The organism is uncultured Vibrio sp. (assembly GCF_947488985.1).
Classification (GTDB): Bacteria; Pseudomonadota; Gammaproteobacteria; order Enterobacterales; family Vibrionaceae; genus Vibrio.
This window is the reverse complement of sequence record NZ_CANLBV010000070.1, coordinates 1-20,663: the sequence shown is the minus strand read 5'-3', so window position 1 is coordinate 20,663 and position 20,663 is coordinate 1. Positions and strand designations below refer to the sequence as shown.

Here is a 20,663-nt window from a genome sequence, read left to right as displayed (position 1 = left end):
CGCTGGCATTCATGTTGATGTGGCTACCGATGTATTGTTGAACGCGAAATGTACAGCAAAGATCAACACGCCCTAGTTATCCAACGGCCATTCACGAGTTTCTATCAACCCATGCTCAAGCAAATTATCACGAAGCTGGTGAATCTTGACTTTTAGTTCATCACGTATCAGTCGAATCGCTGGAGAGATTAACTGACGGCTAGGCAATACCAGCCACATTTCGGTCAGTGGTATCTTACAATCCACTAATATCCTTTCTAATCGACCCGCGAGTAGATCTTCTCCAACATCAATAGCGGATTTCTTCGCTATCCCTGCTCCATCAATACACCATCGACGGACGATATCACCATCATTCACCACTCGATCGCTATTCATTTTGATTCTGTACTTTCGATCATCATGATAAAGCTCCCAACCGTCGTGCACGACCTCATACAGCTTGTAGAGCAAGGCATTGTGTTGATATAAATCATCGGGAAGCTTAGGTCGACCATGATTTTCAATATAATCAGGAGAAGCACATAAGACGTGAGGGATATTGCAGATCTTAAATCCATACAAGTTAGATTCTTGCGCCGCCCCTTTGGTCATTGCTCTCAACGCTACATCCACCCCATCGCGGTAAAAATCGGTTCGGCTATCACTTACGTGAAGCCTTAGGGACACGTCTTGATGTTTGTCCATCACATCATTAAGTAAAATGCGCATCAGATTGCGCCCCATCTCGGAAGAAACCGCGATGCGAACTTCCCCACTGACGGATTGCTGCTCTTCATTGACTAACACCTGTCCTTGTTGCAACAAATCCAATGCTTGTTGGCACAAAGGCAGGTAGCGCTCACCTTCTGGGGTCATGCGCATCTTTCGCGTCGTTCGAACAAATAACTCGGCTCCTAGCTCTTGCTCTATTCGCTTCAATGACACGCTTGCCGCAGACGAGCTCATATCCAGTTGATTCGCCGCCGCTGTAATAGATTGAAGCTCGGCAACTTTCAGCAATACCTGTAAATCCGCAATTTTCATAACCACCCTACTTCATTGCTCAGTCGGCAATGGTTCAATCTTTATTATCCACGATTGAAGGAAAGTGTATTAAAGATTAGCCCGTTTATCGAATGAATAATTTTGAATATTATTGTTCTCAAGCAAACATAGCAGAGACATTACAATGAAATCATTATTTAAAGCATCAACATTAGCCCTAGCGACAGCTCTACTTACTACCCCTTCCTTTGCCGATGAAGGCACTTCAAAAGTTGTCGCTGCAAACGACATTGAGTGGGGTTATCTAAACCCGCTGCGCGGCGTACTTAGCCCAGGTGCTGCCGACCTTTGGGGTGACCGAACAACTGATACCGCAACGGGGATGTTAGTTCGCTTTAAGAAAGGCTTTGAGTCACCACCGCACATTCATAACATCACGTACCGCGGTGTGGTCATTGAAGGTCAAATGCATAACGACGACCCTACATCAGAGAAAATGTGGATGCCAACCGGCTCATTCTGGACGCAACCAGCAGGTGAAGACCACACAACGGCAGCGAACGGTGAAACTAACCTAATCTATCTTGAGATTGATGCGGGTCCATATTTAGTTAAACCGTCTGCGGAAAAATTCGATAATGGTGAACGTCCTCTGAACCTACATAAAGACAACATTGTGTGGCTAAACAGCAGCGATCTTCACGACATCAGCGTGGAAGGTGTTCAATCCACATATGTTTGGGGTAGTACCTCTAACATGGGAGGCTCTATGATTAAACTACCTGCTGGCTTTGAAGGAAAAGTCACTACGGGTGCAAGTGAGTTCCGTGCCGTTGTGATTTCAGGCTCGATTGAATACAACTCAAAAGACCAAAGCAGTGAGCTTACTTTGACCCCAGGAAGCTATGTAGAATCTGAAGGGCAGTTCTCTCACGACATCATCAATAAGGGTGACTCTGAGGCAACAATCTACATCCGTACTAACAGCAAGTACCAAGTGAAATAAGCCTTAATTCACTTTGCGCATCGCCATCGGTTTTATCCCCCTAAGCCGATGGCAATTTCCACCTAAGTGCAAATCTTTGCAATAAAAGGGTTATTTGCAATACAAAGGTAGATATATGAAACACATATTGTTCATCGCTTCTTTAATCATGGCGACATTCAGTTCTGTCTCTTTGGCTGCAAACCAAGTGCGCTATGAAAATATGGTAGAAATTGAATGGCTAGATCTGATCCCAGAAAGCGAACGTTCACACGTCAGCGATGAAACCCTTGCAGCCCTTGACCACAGGGCAAATGTTGCTCAGCAGGTGCTAGTGGGAAGTGTTCGTCCAGAACTGAATGGCAGCAACGTCAAAATACCTGGTTTTGTGATCCCATTAGAAGGTGACTCAGAGTCAATCTCTGAATTTCTATTGGTTCCCTTTTATGGTGCGTGCATTCACGTTCCACCACCACCTCCAAACCAGATTATTTACGTCAAATTTGAAAAAGGAGCTCCCACTAAAGACCTTTGGGATATCGTCTACATCACAGGGACTTTGAAAGCAGAAACTGTCATTTCTGATGACATCGGGGTCGAGTCAGGCTATTCCATTGAGGGTGCAAACTTAGAGATATATAACAAAGCGTGAACTATGGCAGCAATGAAGAAAACGGTGGATGTGAACGCTGTGGTTGAAAGCGGTGATCTATCCCCTATCTTCACCTGGTTAGGGTCGAATATTTGGAGCAAAGGCAGCCTGCTGACAAATGATGACTTGGTGAAAAGCGCAACAGGTGAAACCTAAAATGCACAGTACTTCAAAGACCACTTGAGAAGCCGTTACCTTTAGTATCTAATTAAAGAGTTTCCGAACGATGAAAGCTAGATACTAGACGAATAGAAAAGGCTGAGCGGATTATCTGACTCAGCCTTTTTACTTTTCAGAACGAGAGCATTTATCACCAGCGAGCATACCGAAGAAGATCTGTCTCGATTCTGGAGTGTTGTCTCTGTGCGTTTCGTATTTTACATACGTGTTTGCATCAACAGCTTTTGATAGCTTGATGCTCCATAGTGCGTTCATTTGATTCGGTACAATTGAATATCGGACATCGATAATACGCAGTTCGTCTATTGGGTCCTGAGCGATATAACCATTCGAGAACCAGCGGAAGCGTTCAATGTCTTTGGCTTGTTGAGAATCAAGATCAAGCCAAGGCAAATCCCTGCTAACGTTCAGCTTAGCGATCGACTCACCGGGATATGCACTTACCGATGTGCCAACCCGTACTGCATCTACATGATAATGAGCCTCTGTTTCGTACACCACTTTCCAAACCAAAATGTTAGCGAAGCTTGGCTTTGCCTCTAAGCGGATCGGCGTGTGTTGTCTTTCTTGCGCTAATTGCCTGCCAACTGCCTCAGCCCTGTCTCGCTGAATCAGCCCTAATGTTGGATAAATTAGCGCCCAAGCAAACGCAACACGCGCTAGCCAAGGCACTCGTTTCAACGTTGCACACACAAGCAAAATTAAGATGGGAAGCGTATAAACAGGATCGATGATTGATATGGTGTTCCAAGCAAAACGCGCGTTGGTGAAAGGCCAAAGTAACTGCGTACCATACGTGGTACAAGCGTCTAACAATGCATGAGTGCCATACCCCAGAGCGCAAAACAGCCAACTTTGTTTGAAAGAAAGCCCACGTTTTTTTGCAATCAGGTGATGCAGAACCCAGGCACAGATCAAACTGCCAATGGGGATAAAAAAGAGTGAATGAGTAAATTGTCGATGAAACTCCAAAGCCAACAAAGGATCACTTTGAGACTTAATCAGTGCATCTAAATCTGGAGCCAACCCGGAGAGTAGCCCTAATATACCAGCAACAACCAAATTCTGTTTTTTGCTTGCCGATTGTGACAAAGAAGCGCCTAACACGCCCTGCGTTAAAGGATCCATAAATCACTCATTGATTGCATTCCGTTGAATCAAATATACACACTCAGCATTAGCAGTTATCGTTTCCGTTGTCCAACTTGCCCGTTATATCTGTTTATTTTTTATATCCGTGTATTTTTCATATCTCTTTGATTTTGTATCGCCCTTTCAAACAATCGACTAACTGAGTTTTAACGTCGAGTTATTTTTTAGGTTCATCGTGGCTTTCCGGGGAAAGCTGCGATGAACCTAAAATCAGCCTTAGAAGATTATATTCAACAGCAAAAGATGACAGTCAGCGGTATCAGGTTAGCTATCGAAAATTAAAACAATAGCTAATCTAGTATTAAGAATGGGTAGCAGACGGATGGCAAAAAGCCTCATCCTTAATAAGTATTAATCAAGGCTCTTCTTAAAGCGCATCGACGCAATAGTGATCCCGATGACGGTAAATCCAAGTAACCACACTGTATCGCGCCACAGCCCTGCTAGATCAGCACCACGTAACACCACCCCACGAACAATTCGCATGAAATGTGTTGCGGGCAGTACTTCTGATATCCACTGAGCTTCAACAGGCATCCCCTCGTAAGGGAACATGAACCCCGACAATAATATCGACGGCAACAGCACAAACACCGTCATTTGCATGGCTTGTAACTGTGTCTTAGCAATGGTCGAAATCACTAACCCTAAACTCAAACTGGCCGAGATAAACAGCAAGCAACCCAGTAAGATCTGACTGATAGCCCCATTGATTGGCACACCAAAAATGACATGGCCTAAGGTCAAAATAATCGACGCTTGTAATAAGCCGACAAAAATATAGGGCGTAATTTTAGCCACCATCAGCTCGCTCGAACGAATGGGGGTGGTGATCAAAAACTCTAGGTTACCTTGCTCACGCTCACGCACAATGGCGGTACTGGTAAAAAGCACCATGGTCATAGTCAAAATAACCCCGACTAAACCCGGCACAATATTGATCACCGATTGTCGGCTTGGATTGTAATACAGTGCCACTTCAAAGGTTTTATTCGATGCTGGCGTCAAGTTAAGATCGTAATCCGATAGTGGCATCGATTGTAAGCCAAGCATCGCCGAACTGATCATGGTATCGGATCCATCCACCAGCCACTGGCCCAATGCACGCCCATCATTCGCCCGCATGGTTAAATCTTTAGGCAGAATTAACGCCGCTTTCACAGTACCATTTTGTATCGCTTTCTCTGCTTCTTCCGCCGTTGCATAGGTTTCTTTGACGTCGACGACTTGCGTAACTTTCACCGACTCGACGATCAAACGACCGACTGAGCTCGCGCTTTGATCCACCACCGCCACGGGGATATGACGAATGTCAGTATTAATGGCGAAGCCAAACAGCAGCAACTGGATCAAAGGCAGCATCACTATCATGCCAAAGCTGATGCGGTCGCGGGTCAGTTGACGAACATCTTTTACCATCATCGCTCGTAAACGGGCAATAGAAGCTTTCATTGGCGACCTTCTCCTGTAACACACACAAACACGTCTTCAAGACTCGGGCGAGCCAGGTTAATGTCCTCGACATCAGCCAGTTCTGGAAATGTGTTTTTCATCCACTCAATAGGGTCAGTCACCTGCTCATCTATCAATATTCTCAGCCGGGCACCTATTTGCGCTGCCGAACGAACATTGCAGTGCTGAATTAACCGATCTTTTAACTGACGCAATTGGTCGGTTTTGACCTCAACGACCTTCACTCCCATCTGCGCCATTAATTGTTCAGGCTCACCATCTGCGCGAATTTCTCCCGCTTCCATAATAGCTAAACGGTGACAGCGCTCCGCTTCATCCATATAGTGGGTAGTGACTAAGATGGTGGTGCCTGCCGCAGCCAAATCAAACAGCTTTTCCCAGAAATCTCGACGATTTTCAGGGTCAACAGCAGAGGTTGGCTCATCCAAAAACAACAGTTCAGGTTCATGCATGGTCGCAGCCGCCAAAGCAAGGCGCTGCTTTTGTCCACCACTCATACCCGATACACGCTGACTGCGTAGCTGGTTTAAGTCATAAGTTTGCAATTGGGCGTTCACACGATCGTTTAACACGCTAGCGGACATCCCGTAAATCTGACCAATAAACTCAAGATTTTCTTGTACCGTTAGATCGTTGTACAGAGAAAACTTTTGCATCATATAGCCAATTTTGCGTCTCAATAACTCTGATTGCTTGGGGATCTCCAAGCCTAAGACATTCACCGTCCCCTGAGTAGGATTAAGTAAACCGGTCAGAACACGGATGGTGGTCGACTTGCCACAACCATTTGGGCCAAGAAAGCCATAAATACTTCCCTTAGCCACGTTCAATGACAGATCATTGATCGCGGTAAATTGACCAAACTGTTTAACAATGTTTTGTGCTTGAATGGCGTAATCAGTCATCAATTAGTCCACCAAATCGACTTGTGCTGGTACACCCGAAGGCAATTGACGCGCATCGTCGGTTAAATCAATCTCAGCGAGATACATCAATCGTGAACGCTCTTGTTCTGTCAGCGCATAGTAAGGGGTAAAAGAAGGCTCTGTCGCCACCCAACGAACCTTACCGGAGAAAGGCGCATCAACCCCATCCACATGTACTTTCACACGTTTGCCCGGCACAAAATTCACTCGATGATCTACAGGGACATATACGCGGGCATAAGGCACGCTGTCAGCTTGCATAATCGCCACGGTAGAGTTGACGGGAACGCGCTCGCCTAAGTGGTAAGGAAGGTTATCTAGTACGCCATTTCGAGTGGCAACAATGGTCAATTCACCAAGCTTTTGCTGTTGCAGTAACGCGTTGGCTTTGGCTGCCATCAAAGACGCTTTAGCTTGCTCAATATCTTCACTGCGCGAGCCCGCCGTTAGCTTGGCCAGCTCATCTTTGGCTGAGCCGAGGTCACCTTGTGCAGAATCTCTTCTCGCAAGAGCACTGTCTAAATCAGCCGGGCTGGCTAATCGCTTTTCGACTAACTCGGCAATGCGTAGGTAACTCTTTTTCGCATCCAAAAGTTGAGCCATGGCACTGTCGACATGCGCTTTCGCCGCGGCAATATCTTCAATTCGCTCGCCATTGCTCAATTTGAGTAGATAGGCCTGCGCTTTCGCAGATTCTGCGCGGGCATTGGCTAGCACGGCTTGCTGATTTTTTTTATCTAACTCGACCAATACTTGCCCTTGGGTAACAGTACTGCCCTCTTTCACCGGGAGCTGACGAATGATTTCATTAGCGGTAGCCGTAAAAGTAATGCGATCGCGCTCCAGTGTCCCAAGCGCTTGGGGTTTGTCATCACTGCAGGCACTTAAACAAGTTAGCACCAATGAGATGAAGAAGAATTTTTTCATAATAAAAGACTAATATTTCAAAATGATAGTTAAGGATGGATAATGAAGATTTAGTAACAAAGTTGTTTTAACGTTTGAGGCAACTCTCTTTATCAATCCTCGCTGTTTTTAGAAAACGGGGATACATTTTGGCGTTCAGCTCTGTGCCGCTTGCTCTAAAGATTGCAGCTTTTCAATTTTGCGTTGAACCAACACAAAGGCACGCCAGTAATTAAACACCCCACCTAATAGAAACAACACACTACCAATCATGTATTGCCAAGCTAAAAAGTTAAGGATAAGTAAATGATCATTCGGGGACTCAAATGCCCACAAGTAAGGGACGGAGGCTGTTCCATACAGTACCGAACCAACAATAAAAGTGATGGAAGTTAAGTTCATCAGTTGCAGTAACTGCACGGAATCCGCTTTGACAATCAGCAACACATTAGAGGCTGCGCCAATAATGAACAGCAAACTGCCGATGATAAATAACCAGGTGCTCAGTAGTTCCATACCTAAGACAGGGAACGCAACGACACGCCCAAAGAAAAAGCACAGTGTGCCGGTCAGATAACAAGCGCCTGCAAGGTATTCCAGTAGCTCATCAAGACTATGAGAAGGGTGGCTTTTCCAATAGCGACGGATTTCGGCCATGTCATGCACATTGACCACTAGGTACACCAAAGAAGCCGCTAAAAATAGCCAACTGCCAATATAGGCATGCTCAGCCTGACTAGGAAAAAAGAAGTAACTGCCCAATACAAACAGGACTCCCCCTAGTTTGTAGGCGATGGCATTGATGGTTTCCCAACGGAACTGTGCTCTAAGTTCTGTATCATCGGCAGTCAAGTTGAGTAAGCGTCGTCGGTTTGAAAAGACGTGAGGCATTGGCGGCCTATCCTTGTTAATAACCACTAGAGATTGAGATGGGCATTATTCGATAAGGTATCGGGATCAGCGAATCTCGTTTGAAGGACAAAACCCTACAATGGCTAATTTCTGTGAGAGGTATGATTGACTCAATATGTCGTTGAGCAGCGACTTAAACAGATGGCGATAAAGGGAGTGCTTAATATCGATTGCTATCGAGATCAAGGATTAGAGATTACGCTTAGATAGGTTGCTCTTCTTCTATCTTCTATCTTCTATCTTCTACTCGAATTTAAGATAAAAAAAACGCTCATGTTGCCTGTAATCAACATGAGCGTAAAGGTAGATAGTGACTACCGATTTTACCTTACAAAACGAAGGTAAAAGTCATCATTAGAATAGTTGGGAGCAATAATTAAAGCGTTATATTGAACACTTTAACGATTTTCTTTTGACGCGTTTTTCGAATCCGTTAAGCATGTCCATGATTAAATTACCGACAGCATTCTCTTCTCTGTAAGTAAAACGGACAGCAACAGATTCAAGCATGATCCTTTTCGCTGCCCTAAGTGCATCACTTAAACAGCCGGGGATATCAGCTTGAACTAACCATTATCACGACAAATATACATAAAAATGCATACCCAGACGTTGCTCGGTTAGGTTGAGCGTTCACCCTTTAGTTGAATAATAATAATGTATGACAAATAAATCAATAATTTATCTTAAATTATTTTGTCACAACGCACACTTCCAAGAGATACCCCTCAACCACACAAAACCAAAAAAACTTTAAAATCAAAAACTTGAATGTTAATTTATTTATGTGAGAGGTTGTGTTCAGGGGTTTAAAACACTCAATAAGATCTAGTTCACAGTTCATTCTCACTATCATCGACAGTATTTGTATTATCTTAATTCAAGTGAATATGGGCAATTTATCAAATTGAGTTGCCCTCCTAGCAACTGTTTAACTCGATACATCGCAGTTTCTGAGAGTGAACGTTGTGACATCCATACCGCTCTTTCCAATACTTATTTGAGCCGTATAACTTCTGACAACCGACTGCGAGGTTTCTCGGGTGACCAAGCTCCCAGAAGGCTGCCCCTTATCGTGGGGGGACAAGCGCAATGTCTCCCTTAATCTTAATAGCAGCGTGACACGCTCTCGTGTCGTAAGCGCCATCACCAGACACCTCAAAAATACTTCGACGTGTCTGTTTAAGTACATTCGGGAGTACAAAGCCCGCATCAAGGTGAAACTAAAAGGCCCTAGTGACTCATACGATACAAAAGTGCCAACGTCACATCGTCATTGGGCACAACTCGCTTTTGCTGCGCGAGAAGTAACTCTGCCGTTGATACAGCATCCGCTAATGCATTGTGGCTGTTGTACTCAGGAAGCCCATACCTTTCTCTGGTGCCAGCCAAAGTTAAGTCGATCTCTTCATGGTGGCTGATCGCTGTCTCCATGGTTTTTTCAATGCGCAATGTGTCTAACCACATTAAAGGCAGCGCTTTCAATCCGTAGCTTCTAAATAGGTACTGATTAATAAACTGCTCCTCTACCATGCAAGCGTGCGCGACAATAATTTTACCTTTCGCTGCTTCGAAAAACGTCAGCATGGCATCATGAATCGGGGCACCCTCTTCGAGCATCTGTGGTGTGATATGGTTGATCACTGCAGTTTCAGCATTAATCTGCGAATCATTATCCAGATAGATATGCTTTGCTGACGCTAAATCAATTCGTCCCTCAGCCACATAGACCCAGCCCATCGATAAAATCAAATCTTGTTCGCTATCCAAGCCCGTCGTTTCTAGATCCAGGACAATGTACTCACTGTCCTTGGCTAAATCGGTCATCTCAGGGCAAGGCTGCTCTACAAGGTCACGCAGCACCTCGGGTAAATTAACCGTATTCAGGTATTGCGCACGTTTGCGCTTGAGGTGCTCCAGCGGATGGAAATAGTTCAACAATGCTTTCATTAACGCACTCCAAAACGCATTTTCGCCGCATCTTGAAGATCAGCAATGATCCTAAAGGCATCTTTCAAGTGTCCACGCTCAAAACTACCGAAGCTATCTGGGTTGATATGATTATCTGGCACTTCTCCATTCTTCAAGGCTTCAAGCTGATGAGCAAATCGGAATGATAGGATGAATTGGTAAGCACCAAGAATGTTCTTAAAGGCGTCGTCACTCAGCATGCCTTTTTCATTGGCTGCAGTAAAACGTTCGTCGGTCGCTGACAACTCACATTCAACTGCTAAGCCGTAAATACGCGCCAAATCGATAATCAAGTTAATGGCATACTTCTTCACGTTCAGTGTTTTATTGTTTTCACCGGACTTCTCAAGTACCAAGCTGTTGAAAATGCCTAGTGGCGGATGGGTATTCACAGCATCGTTGACTAACGAGCCTAAGAACTCTCGGTTGCTTCGAATATTAGAATGCAACTCATCACGCAACGTTGTTTCAAATTCACTGTTACCGTAAATAGTACGGATCTCTAAGAATACACTGATGTTTAACAGACGCTCATACTCTGGGCTCGCAACCCACTTTTTGTAGTAGTTCTTCCAAACGCTCAGTGGTTGACACCATTTTGGTGTCGCAGCCATAAATTTACCCGGGCATAACGGATAATCGCAACTCGCTAACCCATTCGTCACCATCATCGCCAAATGTTTGAAGTAGATGCGGTCACTTTCTGTCGCGTTATCAGCCAGTACAATGGCACTGTCTTGATCCGACAGCATGTGAACTTCATTGCGAGCATGTGACCCTGCCACAATCCAAGAAAAATCACACGGTGGTGGGCCTAGCTTATCAATGGCTATCTGGATCAACCGGCGAGTGTAAGCGTCCATGATCATGGTCATGACCTTACCGATGGTTTCTGGAGCCACTTTACCTTCGACCAGCGCTTCAAAAATAGCCTGCCTTTCGGAAGTAAATGAAGACATGGTTTTTACGCTACCCGCGTATTTGATTTTCTCGATCAAGAAAATCGCCTGAACACGGTGATTCTGAACTAAGTGAGATGTGGTAAGCAGACCTAACACCTTGTTTTCAGAGACAACAGGTAAATTCCGAATATTAAACTGCATCATAATAGAGGCAGCATGTAATACCAGATCATCCGGCTTAACAGTGAGCGGCGAATGAGTCATCACCTCTGAAATAAGGCTATCAGTACTCACACCGTGTGCAATAACGCGCTTGGTCATATCTCGGTCAGTGATCAAACCAACGATGCGTTCATCTTCATAGATCACGGCACACGGAGAACGTTGATTTAGCATCTCAACCGCGACTGACTGGATCGTTTGCTCAGCTTTTACAATCGCCACCTGCCCGCTGGCCACTTCTTCAACCTTGCGAATGAACAAGCCTTTCTCTTTGTCAGACCATACCACATCAAGCGCCGACTTTAGTCGAACCTGAGCCTGTGACGCGAAGTGTTCGGCACAGTTTGGAAATGACTTGAATAGGCTTTGCAGTGCTGAATGGGGAATCACATAAAGCAAGGTATTCTCGATTGCGATGGCTCGATAACCTTCCTCATCATTAACGTCGGAGTTTAAGAAGGTAAAACCGAACAAATCCTCACTGCCCAAGCGAGCACGCAGCACACCGTCAGACTTTCGTTGCTCCATTGAGCCCGTGCGAATGATATAGAGTGATTTTTCTTTGCCCGACTCACCCAAATCCACCACATCCCCTTTCGCTAGGTAAGTGATCTGAACATTAGAGGCAAGCTCACGAATGGCTTTTTTAGGGATCTTATCGAAAGGGTCTATCTGACCGATAAATTGAAGAATGTTTGGCAATAAAGACTGAGACATAATCGCGCTCGCAATAATATAATTAGTATTATTATATAACCAACAATATTAGTTACTAGCGCTTTTAGCAAAACAATAAATATTCGATCGAATATTGGACATAGGTCAGATTTATGGGTAATGCTCTACTGTGATGAGGGGCTTGATTAAGTAAATGATAAAAAAGAGCCAGTAAAAATATTGACTCTTTCGATTGACGATTTTCTAAAACAGCCAGCTTTTAAAAGTAGGCTGCTCTTCTTAAAACAATCTTCTTTACTAAACATTCTACTGGAGGATTTGCTTAGAATGACTAGGCGACTTCCCCTTCGCCGCGATTAAAACGTTTTTACCTCGAACAAATTTTAACCGCAAAAGGTCAACACGCCCTAGATAGCGCTTGGTAACCTGTGGTTGGTTTCTAATAAGTGATTGGCTGATGCTTGGTGCGCTTTATCACTGTTACCTGCCATGATCGCTTCATAAATTTGGCGATGTTCGTCAATACAGGTGCTGCCCTCTTCTGAAGAGTGAGAAATAAAGTTAACAAACATCGTGGTTAAGATATTGCCGAACGGTAAGTAAAAATCATTCCCCGTCGCGTTAAAGATAAGGCTATGAAACTTCATATCGATATCGAGCCAACGATCTTGATCAAACTCATGAGCACTTGATATTTCTACCATCTCCTGAAAGATGCCAGACAACTCGATACGCTGTTCAGCACTTGCAAATTGAGCCGCCAATGCACACGCTGCTGGTTCAATCGCACGACGTAGCCCCAAAAATTGATGACAGAATTGGTCGGTATCGGCTAAACCGTCCATCCATTCAATCAGCTGCGGATCAAGAAAATTCCAGAAGGCACGGTCAACAACGCGTGTGCCTATTTTAGGGCGAGATTCTAATAGACCTTTTGATGTCAGAAGCTTAACCGCTTCTCTTAATGCTGTTCTACTGATACCAAATTGCTCACACAGAGCAATTTCACCAGGGATAATAGAACCTTGAGGTAAGTTGCCAGACAAAATACCGCGAGCGATCTCACGTGCGACTTGCACATGAAGGCTTCGCTTAGAGCCTGAAATTGAATTAAAAGAGCCAGACATGTTTCTACTTATTATTGGATATGTATTATTTAATAGCGAAAGTAGCATTGATTCAGGCCCGCACCAACTCGATATATCAATAACGTGAAGTCAGTGCAGACCTGACTTTGAACGGTATTTTGTAAATTGTGCAACTATTGAGCGCACTTTGACAATACCAATTTTTTATTCATAAAAATGATTCTTGTTTACACCAGCTTTTATCTGCGCCACATCACAAAACCACTGTTATTTTGTCTCATTTTTGACGTAGATGTTCAGTTTTGGGATGCCCATCCTTGAACGCTTCAAGTGTTATTGTATGATTAATTGGTCTCACAATTTTTTATATAGGCAACTTTGATGTTTAATGATTTAAAGGGCAAACGCATTCTAATTACGGGTTCTACCGCAGGTATGGGCTTAGCTGCCGCACGTGTTTTCGCACAGTATGGTGCAAAGGTTGGCATTAATAGTCGTGCTCACAGCCCAAAAGTCGATGGAGCCCTAACTGAGCTGACAGCACTTGGCGGTGAGGTTGCGTTTTTCCCAGCAAACTTGATGGAAACATCGGATTGCGAAAAGTTAGTGAAAGCATTCACCGATCACTTTGGTGGTATGGATGTGCTGATCAATAACGCTGGCGGCCTTGGTGGTCGTGAAAATCTAGAAAACATCGATGACGAGTTTTATGACCGAGTCATGAACCTTAATGTTCGTTCAGCATTAATGACAACTAAGTTCTCTATTCCTCACTTACGCGCATCTGCTGCTGAGTCAGGTCAAACATCTTGTGTTATCAGCACTGGCTCTATCGCAGCGCGTGAAGGCGGCGGCGTGGGTGCAGGTATTTATGCGGCATCAAAAGCGTGGTTGCATGATATCCACCGCAACTGGGTAAAAGAGTTTGCTAAAGACAACATCCGTTTCAACATCGTTTCGCCGGGCACTATCGACACGGCATTCCATGATGGAAAGAGCGATGAACTGAAATCGAACATTGCAAACAGCATCCCTATGGGGCGTTTTGGCAATATTGAAGAAGTGGCACCAAGCTTTGCGTTCTTTGCTTCTCATGCATGCAGTGGCTATATCACAGGACAAATCCTAGATGTTAACGGCGGTCAAATAGCACCGTAGTGCTTTGATTTGCCCTAGTTATTTAACTTACATAAGCTATTTAACTTACTCTGGCTATTTAACTCGCGCTGCTTATTAAACGTGATATAGACAATTAAGTTATCTCAGCTCTACGACCTTATATAATTTCTCCGCTCAGGCACATTCGTTTATAAGGTCGTCACATTACCTTGGGTTAATAAACCCAAAGTAATGTGAGTAAGCCAAAGTCGTCTGAATAAGCCAAAATAAAACCAATAAGCCGCGTACGGCATCAAACGTATACACAGAAAACGAACGCTAGCGCTGGTTGTTTTTATAGTTTCAAATTTTAAGGTGGTTAAAATGTCAATATTTACATTGGTGGAAGACTCAAGCCGCCGAATTCACGTTCAAGTAGCTAGACAAATTGCTCGGAAGATATTGTCAGGTGAATTAGAAGAAAATCAAAAGTTACCCAGTGAAATTGAGCTGTGCGATATTTTTGGAGTGAGCCGAACAGCCCTCAGAGAATCGACTAAGCTACTTTCTGCAAAAGGGCTCATTGAGTCGAAACCTAAAGTCGGTACACATATCCGACCGAGAAAACAATGGCACTTCTTAGACCCACAATTACTGTATTGGATCCAAGATTTAGAAGATACCAAACCTTTCCTCTCTCAGTTTCTAGGTTTAAGAAAAGCCATTGACCCAGAGGCCTGTGCTCTAGCGGCAACCAACGCAACGGTTGAACAACGTAAAGAGCTGTCGATTCTTTTCCAAAAAATGACAATCGCAGCAAAAAGTTTTGATTATGATGAGTGGACAACCAACGACCATTTATTTCACCAGACTATTTTCTTAGCGACAGGCAATCAGTTTTATATTCCATTCGCCAATATTCTATCGACGATCTTCAAGCAATTTATCGACCACTCGGCCGAGGGCGGCCGCTTCTGTTTAGAGGAGCATAAAGCGATATACGATGCGATCATGTCGGGAAATGCCCAACAAGCTAGAGTGGCTTCTCAAGTATTACTTGATGACGAAAACCAAATGCTGTCAAAGGTTGAATTAGCGATCGCGTAACCTAGGGTGAGTTACTGGCGCTGTTGCGTGTTTTCAAAATTCGGACTTTCTAAGGCACGGATCAGCCATATTTTAGCGATCAATGATGTTGTCATCATTCATTATATTTTAACCATTAACTACCGTAGTGTTTCACTTTAAGCGTTGAGCTCACGTCATCTCAGAGGAAACTTACGGTTATACTCATAAGGTGTTGTTTGTGTCTTCGCAATCTTACGTAAGGAAAAACTTCTCTCTCGCTTGGCCGCTGGCCTTAAATGCATTGCTAATGCAGTCAATGTTAATGATCGATACCCTGCTGGTTTCTCCACTGGGTGAAATCTCGCTCGCTGCCATGGGCATTGCCACCACGATCATTGCCTTTGTGCTCGGTATTCAAATGGCACTGGCGAACGGTACTCAATTGGTGCTCAGCCGCGCTGTTGGCTCTGGCATTGCATCCTCTCTTTCTAAAGCCTTTTGGGCCGGTCTGTTCATTAACCTTGGCGTCGCTTCACTATTTTGGCTGCTTTTAACCTTCATTGAACAACCTATCATCCAAGCGTTAACCGACAACCAAGCCCTACACCTTGAGATCAGCCAATATCTTGATATTTCGAAATATTTGGTGATATTCACCGCATTAACGCAAGTCATTATCGCAACGTTTAACGGTTTGGGAAGAACCAAAGTGCCGTTTAAAGGCTACTTGATAGAAATGCCGATCAACGCCGTGCTCTCTTATTTACTCATTCACGGTTGGTCACACTTTGAAGGTATGGGCCTGCAAGGTGCAGCGCTCGGTAGCATCATTGCCATCACGATTCGTTTAATTTATTTAATGCTGTGTATCCATTACGACTCTTCTGTGTCACTGAAGTTAGAGAGTCGTCGTTCGGAATTCCTCACCAATATTCGCCGTCACTTCATTGAAATATTCCCTGTAGCAGCCAATGTGATCATGCTATCGATTGGCGTGACCACCTATCAATTGCTGTACTCACAGCTAAATATCAATGCGTATGTAGCGATTACCTTGGTGATGCCGTGGATACGCTCCGGTACTCAGTTTATTACCGCTTGGGCTCACTCGTCTGCTATTACCATTAGCCAAGCGATTGGCTCTAAGAAAATGGATGACCTAGCCAAAAACGTCGATACCAGTATTGATATCGCAGTGGGTATTTCTGTTGTGTGTGCGGTGATGTTTGCTGGTTTAAGCTTGGTGATTGCTGATATTTACCCTGACTTAGACCCTACGACCTATCAAGCGCTGGCTGCGATTGCCCCACTCTACATCTTTTTACCGATTGTTCGTGGTTACAACACGGTTCACGGACATGTATTGAGAGCACTTGGTAAAACAACCGATGTATTTAAAATCAACTTTATTGGCCAGTGGGTTATCTCAATCCCATTGTGTGCCTTGATCATCCTTGGATTTGATGGTTCTATCTTTTGGGCGTTCGCCGTTCAACCGTTCGAAGAGATTATCAAAGCCTTCCCATTTAGGCATTTGGCGCGTAAGTATTTAAAAGAGTTTGATGCAAACAAAGCCGACAAATTGATGTATGACTAGAGCGTATTTCGCCGCCTAAGATCCTTACCCCCTTACTAATGACAACCTTGCCTTTTGGCAAGGTTGTCTTGTTTTAGCCGTTATTTTTATTGGTAGTCTTGAAGACGCTTTCACTGATACAAACGTACTGCTAAAACTCATATAAACAAAAAGACCACTCAACATTCCGTTAAGTGGTCTTCGCAAGCATACTGTAAGGTGAATATTTCTTAATGACGCTATTTATTAAAGGCTACTGACCGTTCAGCTTAAGCGCCGTGAAGGTCACGCTGTTGTAATCGCCACTCTTCTTATCGACAGCGAAGTCACCAGTACCTGCACAACCCGGCCCCCAAATAGGGTGAGAATCGTTTACGCTACACTGACCGTATGCACCGGCTTTAAAGTAAAAGTCATCTTCTGCATAACCCGTTGGAGAATCGAGCTCATCGATGCCCTTGCTTAAGTCAATTTCATACTTAACGGTATCGTGACGTTCTGTTTCAAACGTTAGGTACATCATGGTGCCTTTCACTTCCACTTTGTAGCTAAACTCTTCACCAAGAGCAATACCCGCTTGACCCGGCTCAGCTGGGTTTTCCCACGTATTTCCCCACACAGGGTAAGCAATGTCGATACGATTGGGATCGTTCTTAGCTAGATTGCGTTCATAGTTCCAGAACACGGAACCCATCTCTTGATCCGGAAACTTTTTATAGAATATTTTGAGTGGCTCATTGCCATGGCCGTAACCCGTAGCCGCTTTAATTAGCTCATCGTGTTTCTTGGCGTGTATCTGACCTACCACCACTGAGTGAGCTGGATATTTTTCAGAGAACTTAGCGTTAACTGCGACATGGTTGACTTTGAGTGTCGCAGCCAACGTTCCGCCAACCGCACTGTACTCACTTGCTGCAGGGTGACTCGATAACGCCCACTGATTTCCTTTAGCGGCGGTATCAATTGAAAAATCAGCACCGCGTGGCATTTGTCGTAATTCAGAGCGCGCATTCTTTGAGTTCTTAGTAGTAATGGCTTGGTTCTGCACTTCAAATACCAGGTGACCGTCTTCATCAAGATGGAAGAAATCACTATGTGAGTAGCTCATCATGGCGACCCCTTCAATTTCATCGACACGACCATCCTCATTGATATCTGACGGAATGGTGATTTTCCAATGCTTCATATCAAAGTGATCGGCAGGAACCGGATAAGAAACACCATTATTAGCAAACGAGACGAGTGGAACTGCGGATAGCAAAGCGATAGAAAGCACGTTTTTTTTGAACATTAAAATTATCCTTAATTTGAAATGAGCATCTGGAGAGTGGTCAATATCCACTGAGTAATAAGCAATCAAAGTATCGCGACAGCCGTCAGGTTAACGAAACACAAAAAGCAGATTAACGAAATATAAAGCAGGCTAGCGAAACATAAACCGCTGGCCTCAAATACATGCTCGCTTAGCTAAAATATATCACCGCTTACCTGAAAAATATCAGCGCTTCGCTCATAGCCATAAGCTTCATACCACAGTGTTTTCCATAAAACATTTGTATTATTTTATCACATGTATTGACCGCTTCTTGATGAGAATAAAAAACTGAGAGCACGGTCATTGTCAGAATCAAACACAGCATTAAAAATGGGATCTTCATAACATTTCGCTATAAACACGCCTAGTTTGTTAAATTAATTGCCAAAAAGTTACCTAAATGGCCTAATTAGGCGTTTTTTATACTTTCATAGCGAGTAAAACGTGACTGACAACTCAATTAACAAACATGTCAACATGTGATTTATTTGCATTGCGTCTCAGCTCACGGTTTTTCATAATCTTAAAATATAAGATTATTGTATGAGTTAATGGGTAGCTCGAATGGACTACCCTACCTTTACTTAATCTTAAATTTAAAATACGAGAGTAATGATGAAAAAAATGGATAAGATTGCCTTAGCAGTGGCAGCAACTTTATTTGCAGGATCCGTTAGCGCTGGTTCTCTGAACTACCGCGCAGAATATAAACACGATGAAAAAACTTACGCGCAGCGTATAAAAATTGGTGAGTCAGTAACGGTTGCCGACAATACAAAACTGAGCTTTAGCGTTGAGCAAAAATTCCAAAGTAGCGACGCTACCGACTTTTGGAATCAAATGACACGTGGCGATACCGAATTTGATTGGGGTGTCCGATACGATATCAACAAACAATGGTACATACAGCCGGGTATGCCAATTACGTTTGGTGATGAAAGAACAACGTATAAACCACAAGTACGTGTTGGCTACAAAGCAAGCTTTGGCTTAACTACTGCCCTTCGTTACCGCCATGAATTCAGAGAATACTCAAACAGCGAAAGCAACGGCGACCGTGGTCTTACTGACGGCACTAGTGTTGCTTCTGCAGGTAAAACATTCCAAGAAGGCAAATTGACACTGACAGGTTCATACAGCTTCTCAAACCCAGATTTGAAGAACCTGAAATTAAGCTATGAAGCAAACTACATTCATAACTATGATGACGTTCGTCTTTTTAACGACACCAATGAAAACTGGGACTTAGGTGCCATTGTCGGCTACCAACTTGGCGACATCCGCCCATATTTTGAAATTTGGAATGTTAAAGGTGCTGGTTCAAACAATGATGACCGCCAGCTAAGAACACGTGTAGGCGTAACTTACTCATTCTAAGTCGTTAGCAATAATAAATAATAAGTGGCTAGACTCAAACCCTACGTTTATATCGTCTGGCCACAGCATTGAATTAAAGGGAAAATATTATGAAAATGTCTAAATCTGCTATTGCGTTAGCTATCTCTACAAGTTTTTTGTTTGGTTGTGACTTCGATATTGGTAGTGAAAACCAACCAACTACACCACCGCCACCGCCACCAACAAATCCTGATGCTGATACTATCACCTTACTAAATGAGCGTATCCGTGCTCTACCAGCTCTTGATGATGAAGACTATGACGCTGATAATATCGGTACAGTAACTGTTTTTGCTACCGGTGAGTACAATAACGGTATTGTCGTCATCGATCGCCCTGTAAATCTACTAGGTGAAGATGGTGCGATTATTGATAGCTCTTGTACGTTAGTTCAACGCTATGAAACGAATAGTGATGGTTCGTCAGCTCATGATCCAGACACAAATCCTCTTACTAAAATTAAAAATGTAAATATTGAAAACATCACTTTTACTGGAGCAGCAGAAGAGGCATGTTCAATTAACGAATCTGGCACTACCGCTCGTACGGCAATTTACTTGGCAGGTGATACCGGTGGACAAATTAATTTTACCAATCTTAACTTTGAACCTAATGCAGATGATAAAGCACCTCAACATACTTGGCTTTATACTCGTGGTCAGTTCGAGCTAACAGGCAGCTCGTTCTCTAAATTAGATTCTTTATCTGGAATTTTAGTTAACGCAGGCTCTGCGGCGGCTCGTAAAGGCTCACTAATCCACAACAACACTTTTGAGCTTTTGGATGGGTTTTCAAGCTCAGAACCAACCGCCGGCATTCAGATCGGACACAAAACAGTAAATGATGCTGGGTATGAACTTGACCTAACGCATAAAGATGGTAAAAACGCAGCACTTGCTGCAGTTCAGGTTTACAACAATACATTTTCGGGCTTTGATTACAATATTGAAGATTCATTCCCAAACGACAGCTATAACTTAGCTGTATTTGCGAACGATGCACAAGACCCTGAATTCGAAGTGGGTACAAAACCTACAAACATTATTAGTGACCAAGCGATTGACGATTCTGGCCTAAAAGTCGAATACAACGCATTTAACTAAGGCGTGTTGATCTTTCGTGAGTATTTTTTAAACAGCATGGTAAAGAGTTATAATTTGCTTCGCCAAAAGTA

Annotated in this window: 18 protein-coding genes and 1 pseudogene; 8 read left to right on the top strand and 11 right to left on the bottom strand. The window is 43.7% G+C overall.

The genetic code is table 11. The features are described from left to right. Positions 1–72 precede the first annotated feature (72 nt). The gene (locus tag Q1A70_RS14300; protein WP_299692710.1) at positions 73–1,026 is read right to left on the bottom strand and encodes a LysR family transcriptional regulator; all 954 of its coding nucleotides are present in this window, start codon (positions 1,024–1,026) and stop codon (positions 73–75) included. 145 nt (positions 1,027–1,171) lie between these two features. Between Q1A70_RS14300 and Q1A70_RS14295 the strand changes: the two genes are divergently transcribed. The 3 genes from Q1A70_RS14295 (at position 1,172) to Q1A70_RS14285 (ending at position 2,780) form a co-directional block, all read left to right on the top strand. Beyond that, a complete protein-coding gene (locus Q1A70_RS14295) occupies positions 1,172–1,993 on the top strand; it encodes a DUF4437 domain-containing protein (RefSeq protein WP_299692713.1) in 822 nt (273 codons plus the stop codon). Positions 1,994–2,108: 115 nt separating this feature from the next. Beyond that, positions 2,109–2,624 carry a DUF3299 domain-containing protein gene (locus tag Q1A70_RS14290; RefSeq protein ID WP_299692716.1) on the top strand — a complete coding sequence of 172 codons (516 nt, stop codon included), beginning with the start codon at positions 2,109–2,111 and terminating at the stop codon, positions 2,622–2,624. A gap of 3 nt (positions 2,625–2,627) precedes the next feature. Then, positions 2,628–2,780, top strand: coding sequence for a hypothetical protein (locus Q1A70_RS14285; protein ID WP_299692719.1), 153 nt, complete (start codon positions 2,628–2,630; stop codon positions 2,778–2,780). Between the two features lie 129 nt (positions 2,781–2,909). On the opposite strand, the gene Q1A70_RS14280 is transcribed toward Q1A70_RS14285, so the two are convergent. The 9 genes and pseudogenes from Q1A70_RS14280 to Q1A70_RS14240 form a co-directional block, all read right to left on the bottom strand. Then, positions 2,910–3,932 carry a metal-dependent hydrolase gene (locus Q1A70_RS14280; protein ID WP_299692722.1) on the bottom strand — a complete coding sequence of 341 codons (1,023 nt, stop codon included), beginning with the start codon at positions 3,930–3,932 and terminating at the stop codon, positions 2,910–2,912. Between the two features lie 375 nt (positions 3,933–4,307). Continuing rightward, positions 4,308–5,408, bottom strand: a complete 1,101-nt coding sequence (locus tag Q1A70_RS14275; RefSeq protein WP_299692725.1) for an ABC transporter permease — start codon at positions 5,406–5,408, stop codon at positions 4,308–4,310. Further along, positions 5,405–6,334, bottom strand: a complete 930-nt coding sequence (locus Q1A70_RS14270) for an ABC transporter ATP-binding protein (RefSeq protein WP_299692728.1) — start codon at positions 6,332–6,334, stop codon at positions 5,405–5,407. The genes Q1A70_RS14275 and Q1A70_RS14270 overlap by 4 nt, the downstream gene beginning before the upstream one ends. 3 nt (positions 6,335–6,337) lie before the next feature. Continuing rightward, on the bottom strand, positions 6,338–7,282 hold the full coding sequence (locus tag Q1A70_RS14265; protein WP_299692731.1) for an HlyD family efflux transporter periplasmic adaptor subunit: 945 nt from the start codon (positions 7,280–7,282) through the stop codon (positions 6,338–6,340). Positions 7,283–7,417: 135 nt separating this feature from the next. Next, entirely contained in the window at positions 7,418–8,152 is a 735-nt protein-coding gene (locus tag Q1A70_RS14260; RefSeq protein WP_299692734.1) for a YrhK family protein, read from the bottom strand. Positions 8,153–9,070: 918 nt separating this feature from the next. Then, positions 9,071–9,375: pseudogene (locus tag Q1A70_RS14255) on the bottom strand (IS5/IS1182 family transposase); the annotation flags it as partial. A gap of 31 nt (positions 9,376–9,406) precedes the next feature. Further along, complete coding sequence (locus Q1A70_RS14250; RefSeq protein ID WP_299692737.1) at positions 9,407–10,123, bottom strand: 3'-5' exonuclease; 717 nt, start codon at positions 10,121–10,123, stop codon at positions 9,407–9,409. After that, the gene (locus tag Q1A70_RS14245; protein WP_299692740.1) at positions 10,123–11,985 is read right to left on the bottom strand and encodes a DUF294 nucleotidyltransferase-like domain-containing protein; all 1,863 of its coding nucleotides are present in this window, start codon (positions 11,983–11,985) and stop codon (positions 10,123–10,125) included. Before Q1A70_RS14245 ends, Q1A70_RS14250 begins: the two co-directional genes overlap by 1 nt. A 368-nt stretch (positions 11,986–12,353) precedes the next feature. Beyond that, on the bottom strand, positions 12,354–13,073 hold the full coding sequence (locus Q1A70_RS14240; protein WP_299692744.1) for a FadR/GntR family transcriptional regulator: 720 nt from the start codon (positions 13,071–13,073) through the stop codon (positions 12,354–12,356). Positions 13,074–13,415: 342 nt separating this feature from the next. On the opposite strand from Q1A70_RS14240, the gene Q1A70_RS14235 reads away from it, so the two are divergent. The 3 genes from Q1A70_RS14235 (at position 13,416) to Q1A70_RS14225 (ending at position 16,797) form a co-directional block, all read left to right on the top strand. Continuing rightward, positions 13,416–14,192, top strand: a complete 777-nt coding sequence (locus Q1A70_RS14235) for an SDR family oxidoreductase (protein WP_299692747.1) — start codon at positions 13,416–13,418, stop codon at positions 14,190–14,192. Between the two features lie 324 nt (positions 14,193–14,516). Then, positions 14,517–15,239 (top strand): FadR/GntR family transcriptional regulator, encoded by a 723-nt coding sequence (locus Q1A70_RS14230; RefSeq protein WP_299692750.1) that lies wholly within the window; start codon positions 14,517–14,519, stop codon positions 15,237–15,239. Positions 15,240–15,429: 190 nt separating this feature from the next. Then, the gene (locus Q1A70_RS14225) at positions 15,430–16,797 is read left to right on the top strand and encodes an MATE family efflux transporter (protein WP_299692753.1); all 1,368 of its coding nucleotides are present in this window, start codon (positions 15,430–15,432) and stop codon (positions 16,795–16,797) included. A 232-nt stretch (positions 16,798–17,029) separates the two neighbouring features. Here Q1A70_RS14225 and Q1A70_RS14220 read toward each other — a convergent pair whose 3' ends face one another. Beyond that, positions 17,030–18,067: a polysaccharide lyase family 7 protein gene (locus Q1A70_RS14220; RefSeq protein WP_299692756.1), complete on the bottom strand. Its 1,038-nt coding sequence runs from the start codon at positions 18,065–18,067 to the stop codon at positions 17,030–17,032. Between the two features lie 639 nt (positions 18,068–18,706). On the opposite strand from Q1A70_RS14220, the gene Q1A70_RS14215 reads away from it, so the two are divergent. Both Q1A70_RS14215 and Q1A70_RS14210 read left to right on the top strand, forming a co-directional pair. Further along, positions 18,707–19,468 carry an oligogalacturonate-specific porin KdgM family protein gene (locus tag Q1A70_RS14215; RefSeq protein ID WP_299692762.1) on the top strand — a complete coding sequence of 254 codons (762 nt, stop codon included), beginning with the start codon at positions 18,707–18,709 and terminating at the stop codon, positions 19,466–19,468. Positions 19,469–19,557: 89 nt separating this feature from the next. Continuing rightward, the gene (locus tag Q1A70_RS14210; RefSeq protein WP_299692759.1) at positions 19,558–20,592 is read left to right on the top strand and encodes a hypothetical protein; all 1,035 of its coding nucleotides are present in this window, start codon (positions 19,558–19,560) and stop codon (positions 20,590–20,592) included. Positions 20,593–20,663: the final 71 nt, after the last annotated feature.